This window comes from Ruminococcus sp. XPD3002 (genome assembly GCA_900119535.1).
In the GTDB taxonomy this organism is placed as follows: Bacteria; Bacillota; Clostridia; order Oscillospirales; family Ruminococcaceae; genus Ruminococcus; species Ruminococcus flavefaciens_H.
Genome location: FPJT01000035.1, coordinates 1 through 3,380 on the forward strand (window position 1 = coordinate 1; position 3,380 = coordinate 3,380).

General features: G+C 40.6%; 1 protein-coding gene. It reads right to left on the reverse strand.

Annotated features, from left to right (window positions below; genetic code table 11):
- Nucleotides 1–3,380: Eco57I restriction-modification methylase domain-containing protein (locus BT127_RS17030; RefSeq protein ID WP_502687187.1), on the reverse strand; the 3,380-nt coding region annotated here is incomplete at both ends.

Consider the following 3,380-nt stretch of genomic DNA (forward strand, 5'->3'; position numbering starts at 1 on the left):
TCCGTATTTCTCTACATAGCTGTCATACAAGCTGTTAAGCTTCTCCTGTAACGCTTGCAGCTGTTCATCGGAACCGTTATCTATCTGACAGCTGATAACTTCTCTCAGACAATCACGAATTTCGATCATGCCCTTAATACGAGGAATATCCGACTTCTTCCCTTCAAATTTCTCAAAATCGCTGTTATTACGGTAATAAACATTATCAGCTATTACTGCATAGCTGAAATTCCTTACATTCAGCGGTATTTCAACATTATCATCATCGAATATATCCTCTGATATTTCAGTTGCCGCAGTTGTTGCCTTGAAACGAATATTATTTATAGCTGCTGCAAGCTGTTCCTTAAGGTAAGCCCCCTCGATAGGGATACACATTGTATCGTCAGCTCCGTGACCATAGAGCTTGTTGCCCTCTACGATCTTACCGAGTACCATATCAGGATTATCAATAAAATACTGATTTACCGTCAGTCCGTCCTCAGTTTTACCGAGGTCTATCCATGACGGCATATTTTCCTGTGTAAGCTCTATGGGATATTCACGTTTCTGCAAGAATATAATATCCGACGTTACTTCCGTTCCTGCATTGCCTTTGAAAGCATTGTTTGGAAGCCTTATAGCTCCAACAAGTTCAGCTCTTTCAGCTATATACTTTCTTATTGCAGGATTGTTCTTGTCCATTGTACCTTTGGAAGTAATGAAAGCAACTATACCGTTTGGCTTAACCTTGTCGAGTGATTTTGCAAAAAAATGGTCATGTATCTGGAAATGATACCTGTTATATGCAGCTTCATTGAGAGAATAGCCGCCGAAAGGCACATTACCGACAGCAAGGTCAAACGTATCGTTCTTAATATCGGTCTTTTCAAAGCCTGTTATCTTTATATTCGCACTCTGATAGAGCTGCTGTGCTATACGTCCCGATATACTGTCAAGCTCTACGCCGTAAAGCTTAGAATTATCACGAATATCTGTAGGCATAACGCCGAAGAAGTTACCGACACCCATTGCAGGCTCTAATATTCTGCCGCCTGTGAAGCCGTTTTCTTTCAGTGCGTCATACATTGCAGATATTACGACAGGAGAAGTGTAATGTGCGTTCAGTACAGAAGCCGCCGCTGCTGCATATTCCTCTGGAGTGAGCAGCTCCTTCAGCTCTGCATATTCGTTCTTCCAATCATCATGGAAATCCTCAAAAGCATTTTTTAAGCCGCCCCAACCTACATACTGCGATAAAATCTGCTGTTCCGCAGCCGTTGCAAGCCTGTTTTCTGCTTCTATCTCTTTCAGTGTCTTAATAGCAGCCACATTTGCACGATATTTTGTCTTTGCACCACCTTCGCCAAGGTTCTCATTGGTGATTACAAAGTCCTTTTTATCGCCCACAGGCTTTTTTGCGGCAGGAGCTTCAACCTGTACTGTTGGTTCTGATTCCGTATGAACTATAGGTGCATTATCGTTCTGAACTGATTGTTCTTCTATATCATGCACTGTTGGTTCATTATCGAGTGACAGATCACCGAACAGTGAAAGCTGATCCATATCTTCATTTGTATCAGCAATATCATCGATACTGAGAAAGTCCTCGTTATCAATGAGCTGTGCTGTCAGCTCTGCGACCTTATCCCAACTGATAGTCTGTTTTTCATCACTTGAAAGGAAGCTGCCTTTCCATAATAACAGTCCGTCAGGCTGTGCGTTATAGCCGTATCTGTTGTCATTTATGATAAGCTCTGAATAATCATCGTTATAAATCGACCTCAGATAGTCAGCTCTGCTGTCTGTATCATTATGCTCATTAAAATGAGCAACTACGTCCTGTTTTGGAGTGCTGATATATCTGTAATTGCCGATTACATCGAGCATTTCCTTTTCTGTGAACTCAGAAGCCAGTGCTTGCTGCGGTGCAGCGAACTCATATACTTCAAAATCCTTTTCCTGCCATATAAGGGACGGACTTACAATACTTACATTTGTTTCAAACAGCGGCTTCATTCCGAGCAGACCGCCCTTGCTTTCGATGATGTAAGGATTACCTTCCCAAAGGACCTTGTCACCTATATTCAGATCTTCGCCTTTGACAGTAGTTGTCGATTTTTTGGCATTTGCTCTTTCGATACGTTCGATATCATTGGTTCCGACATATTCTATTGATTCACCAGATGTTTCAGTCAAGTTATCATTCTCACTAAGCAGCTTTTCAGCATTGATATAGTTCTCGCTTCCGTCTTTATTCTTAATAATAATGCTTATATTCTTATCATCAACGGATTTATCGAGGTATTCTTCAATCTCCGCAGCTGCATCCGCTACCGGGACAGGATAATCCCCGGCTGCATATTCGTCAGTACCGTCATATCTTATGAGCATATCAGGATAACCGCCGTCATAGAACGCTATATTACTGTATCTTTCTGTGAAATTATCCTTTCTCTCATGACCGTCACTGTCTATGCCGCCTACGTACTCAGTGTTTGTCCACTCAATATCAAGGCTTGATATTTCGCTGAAATCAAGTGTAAGACCGTATTTTTCGATATGTAGGGGCGGTAAAGGCTGCGCTGCTGTAACAGGCTCAACTGTATTTTCAGTCATACTGTCAAGTTCATGTTGAAGCTCTGCTTTTTCTTCGGGACTACCAATCGGATCAGCAAGAGCTTCATTTATGTCAATTGCTCTTTCAGCTTGCTTATCTGCAAGGATAGACTGTATTTCTTCCTCATAGTCTATTGTTGATGTAAGTTCATTGAAATCAAGATTATTGAGTGTAGGCAGCATTGCTTCAATGCTATCATACGTTTCAGAATGAACAAGATCACCGTCAACATATGAATTAATTGCAAAATTTTCAAGATCAACAGATACCTGTAATTCAAGCTCATCATTAAGGGGAACATTATCTATCTCTACAACCGATGTATAGGCAATATTTATATTACTTATATCGGAGAAATCTGCTACACTGTTATACTCTTGTTCGATATACTCACTTATAAGCCTTTTCGCCTTATCTATAGGAAGCTCTGGTGCAGCTATATTTCTTTTTATAGCTTCCTCGATTTCCCTTTCAAGAGAACCTAAACGTCTTGCAAATATGTTTCTGCTGACTGATTCACGGTTAATGTAATGAGTATGGAAAGCGGCAGCTCTTTCAAAGGCTGTATTAATTATATTTTCTGTCACATTGTTACGAACAGCAAAATTTTCTATCCTGTCAAGGAATTTCTGCTGCTTATCGGAGAAAGAATGATTGAGAGATACTTCCTCAAATGCACTATGGATAGCTTCTCCATAAGAAAAAGCGGAAGTATTCTGAACTTCCGCTTCTGTGCTGCTTAAATATTCTCTATTCCTGTCTCGATTATCTCCCTGATTAC